At 45.3% G+C, this 3,869-nt stretch carries 4 protein-coding genes; 2 read left to right on the top strand and 2 right to left on the bottom strand.

What is annotated here, in order from left to right; all coding sequences use genetic code 11:
* Positions 1–40: 40 nt before the first annotated feature.
* Positions 41–1,114 carry a Gfo/Idh/MocA family protein gene (locus tag IQ242_RS18980; RefSeq protein WP_002737757.1) on the top strand — a complete coding sequence of 358 codons (1,074 nt, stop codon included), beginning with the start codon at positions 41–43 and terminating at the stop codon, positions 1,112–1,114.
* A 51-nt stretch (positions 1,115–1,165) separates the two neighbouring features.
* On the opposite strand, the gene IQ242_RS18975 is transcribed toward IQ242_RS18980, so the two are convergent.
* Both IQ242_RS18975 and hisD read right to left on the bottom strand, forming a co-directional pair.
* A complete protein-coding gene (locus IQ242_RS18975) occupies positions 1,166–1,501 on the bottom strand; it encodes an excalibur calcium-binding domain-containing protein (RefSeq protein ID WP_193961039.1) in 336 nt (111 codons plus the stop codon).
* A gap of 93 nt (positions 1,502–1,594) precedes the next feature.
* The gene (hisD, locus tag IQ242_RS18970; RefSeq protein WP_193961038.1) at positions 1,595–2,899 is read right to left on the bottom strand and encodes a histidinol dehydrogenase; all 1,305 of its coding nucleotides are present in this window, start codon (positions 2,897–2,899) and stop codon (positions 1,595–1,597) included.
* A 277-nt stretch (positions 2,900–3,176) separates the two neighbouring features.
* Here hisD and IQ242_RS18965 point away from each other — a divergent pair, with 277 nt between their 5' ends.
* Positions 3,177–3,863 (top strand): hypothetical protein, encoded by a 687-nt coding sequence (locus IQ242_RS18965; protein ID WP_193961037.1) that lies wholly within the window; start codon positions 3,177–3,179, stop codon positions 3,861–3,863.
* The last annotated feature ends 6 nt before the right edge of the window (positions 3,864–3,869 follow it).

Genomic DNA, 3,869 nt, shown 5'->3' with positions numbered 1-3,869 from the left:
CAAGTGGTGTGGGGAGTGTGAACACAGGAGTCTAAAATTCATGTCCAATCAACCAGCAAACTTTCCGGGTAACAGAAATCAACTCAAACCGATTAAAGTCGGGGTTATCGGGGTCGGTAACATGGGACAACACCATAGTCGCATCCTGAGTTTATTAAAAGACGTGGAATTCGTCGGGGTGGCCGATGTCAACGTCGAAAAGGGACTGGAAACTGCCAGTAAATACCGAGTCCGTTTTTTTGAAAATTATTTAGATCTCTTACCTAGGGTAGATGCGGTTTGTCTCGCTGTCCCCACGCGGTTACACCATCGAGTCGGGATGGACTGTCTGCAAGCGGGAGTACATACCTTGATCGAGAAACCGATCGCCGCTAGTATTAGTGAAGCGGAATCTTTAGTCAATGCGGCAGCCGATCATGATTGTATTCTGCAAGTGGGTCATATCGAGCGTTTTAATCCCGCTTTCCAAGAGTTATCGAAGGTCTTGAAAACCGAGGAGATTTTAGCGATTGAATCCCATCGCATGAGTCCCTATTCCCAACGCGCTAATGATGTGTCGGTGGTGTTAGATTTAATGATCCACGATATAGATTTAATTTTAGAATTAGTCGCCGCTCCCGTGGTGAAATTAACCGCTAGTGGTAGTCGCGCTGCCACTGATTCCGGTTATCTCGATTATGTCACTGCAACCCTTGGTTTTAGTAATGGAGTAGTGGCTAATTTAACCGCTAGTAAGGTGACTCATCGCAAGATTCGCCGTTTAGCGGCCCACTGTAAAAATTCTCTCACGGAAGCGGATTTTCTCAACAATGAAATCCTCATTCACCGGCAAACCACCGCTAACTATAGCACCGATTACGGTCAAGTTCTCTACCGTCAAGATGGTTTAATTGAAAAGGTTTATACCAGTAATATTGAACCCCTACACGCGGAATTAGAACATTTTGTTCATTGTGTGCGCGGTGGAGACCAACCTTCTGTCGGTGGGGAACAAGCTTTAAAAGCTTTAAGATTAGCTAGTTTAATCGAACAAATTGCCCTTGATGGTCGCGTTTGGCAACAATCGGACTGGAATTATCAATATCTTAATTCTCCCGTGATTACTGCTTCTTGATTGTTTTCACCCCGATTCTTTAAGTAAGAGAATTGGGGTGAGGAGACAAAATTAGTTATCTGGAGAACTTTTTAAACATTTTTCTGAGGATTTTTTTCCACACCATTGACTTTCACAGGGAACTCCATCACCGTCTCCATCCATTTTGACATTGGGGCAATTTCTCAAGAAAAAAGTCGCTTCTGCACAGGAGGTCATCTGGGAACAGTGAGTTCTACCATCGCACCGAAATTGTGGAGAAGGACTAGGTTTTTTCTGGGGAGTGGGACGATTATTGTTGTTAGCTACGGCTAAATTATTGAGGGTTTGTTTGCCAGAAATTGGTGATTTTATTGATATTTGTTCGCTCAGAAAAGACAGAATTAAAATAACAATTACTTTTTTCATAAAATGCTTGCCTGATTCTCTGCTCTTATCATATTACCAGATAGGAGACAGGATAATAAATTAGAGTTGTTCCCTGTTTCCTATTCCCTGTATTTAGAGTAAAAACTCCCTGTGTTGAATTGCTAATTTATGGGCGGGAAATCCCTCGTACTCGGCTAAAGTTTTTGTGGTTTCTTTTAACTTTTCAAAGCCTTCAGGGGTGACATAAGCCAAAGTGGAGCGCTTGAGAAAATCATAAACCGAAACCGCCGAATAGGAACGGGCAAAACTTCCCGTCGGCAGCACAGCATTTACCCCGATGGCGTAGGTAGCCATAGAGGAAGGAGTATGATTTCCCAGAAGGATTTCCCCAGCATTTTTAATCTTGCCCAGAATGGCAAAAGGATTACTAACTAAAACCTCTAGATGTTCCGGGGCGTACTCATTGACAAAATCGAGGGATTGCTGCAAACTATCGGTTAAAATTATGCCCCCATAGGCGGCTAAACCCGCCTCACAGAATTCCCGTCGCCAATCCGGGAGTTTTTGCAGGTATTCCTGTGCATATTCACTAGCAGCGATCGCCACCTGTTCACAGTGGGTGACTAATAAAGCCGCCGAATCCGCCCCGTGTTCCGCTTCAATTAATAAATCCAAGGCCGCTAAACGGGCATCGGTGGACTCATCGGCCAAAACTATCGACTCACTTGGACCTGCCGGTAAACCCACATCCACCGTGCCGAACAGTAACCGTTTGGCCGCCGCCCCATAGACGCTGCACGGACCGGTAATTTTGTCAACCCTTTTGATATTTTTTGTTCCTAAAGCTAAAGCGGCGATCGCTTGTACGCCCCCTAACTTATAAATTTCTCTGACTCCAGCCATGCGTGCCGCCACCAGAGAAACCGGTTCCACGTTGCCCTGTTTATCGGGGGGAGTGCAAACCACTACTCTTTCCACTCCTGCCACCATTGCTGGTATGGCTAACATTAACATCATCGAAGGAAAAGCGCCGCGGCCCCGGGGAACGTATAAACCCACACTGGGGATAGGAGAGATTTTTTCGCCGGCAAAGACACCGGCTTCAATTTCTGCCAGTTGTATTTCTTCCGGCATTTGGCGACGATGTACCTCTTGAATATTCCGGAAAGCCTGTTCAATGGCAGTTTTTACTTGCGGTTCAATTAACTGAAAAGCCTGCTCAAATTCTGCCTCGCTGACTTTGATATTTTCTACCGTCGCACCTTCGTAGTCAAAACGCCGCACATAGTCCACAACGCCGGCATCCCCCCGTTCGCGGATGGTTTCTATGACCGTTTGAGCGACTTTGAGGGCGTTATCAATATCTAACTCGGCTCTTTTCTGAAGTTTTGCCCGTTCTGCGCTACTTAATTGCGAAAGTTTTAATATTCTAACCACTATTACTACTCCTACTGCCCCCCGTCCTCTCAAGAATAACGGGGAATCTGAATCTTTATTTTTATTGTAACCTTTGGGGGAGTGCCGGCTTTTCAGTGATCAGTAAACAGTAACCAGTAATCAGTGAAGGCTCTCCCGACATCATGGTGTAAATTGTTCGTATCTGTTACATTTTGGTCATATTCCCTCCCTTAGATAACTTTTTCTGATTATCACAAGTACAGGAGCGCCTCAGTTAACTGATAACCGATCACTGATGTGACGGCTAATAGATATAATGCAGATCATGTTTAAGCTCTCTTGCTGTTCTGTAAATGCGATCGCTCTTGGTTTATTATGGGGGGCGATTGGTCCGGTGTGGGCAGAAACGGAGTTAGACCTAGACCCGAAAATTCGGCAAGAAAGCCCTGTTTTAGAGCGTTGGTTAGAAAAAATACCCGATATCGCCGAAGATATTCGCCGCGATCCTAGTTTTCGCACTCGTATCCGTTTAGGATATGCAGAGTTTCCTTCTAGGGATAATTCCAGTGGCGTGATTTTGGGGGTAGAAGATGTGTTTTTCGGTCAAACCAGTTTAACCCTAAGCGGCGATTATCAGACGGCTTTTAACGGCAAAAGGACGGCAATAGGAGCAAATTTACAATACTATCTCCTCCCTTTGGGTGATTATGTCAATCTAGCTCCTATGGTGGGCTATCGTTACATTCAGACAGGAAATTACAGCACCGATGGGCTTAACTTAGGATTAAAGCTCAAATTAGCCCTTTCTCGCACGGGGGCAGCAGATATCACCGTCAGTCAGAGTTTTATCTCACCGGGGGGTGCTAACGAGGTGGGATTGACTACTCTTTCGGTTGGTTATGCGATTACCTCTAATTTACGTTTAGCCGCCGATATTCAATCCCAAAATTCCCGCGCGCGTAAAGATAGCTCCCTGGGAATTTTACTGGAATGGCTGCCCTAATTAGGG

The organism is Microcystis sp. LEGE 08355 (assembly GCF_015207185.1).
Classification (GTDB): domain Bacteria; phylum Cyanobacteriota; class Cyanobacteriia; order Cyanobacteriales; family Microcystaceae; genus Microcystis; species Microcystis panniformis.
Note: the sequence above shows the minus strand (reverse complement) of the source record. Positions and strands in the feature narration are given on the sequence as shown.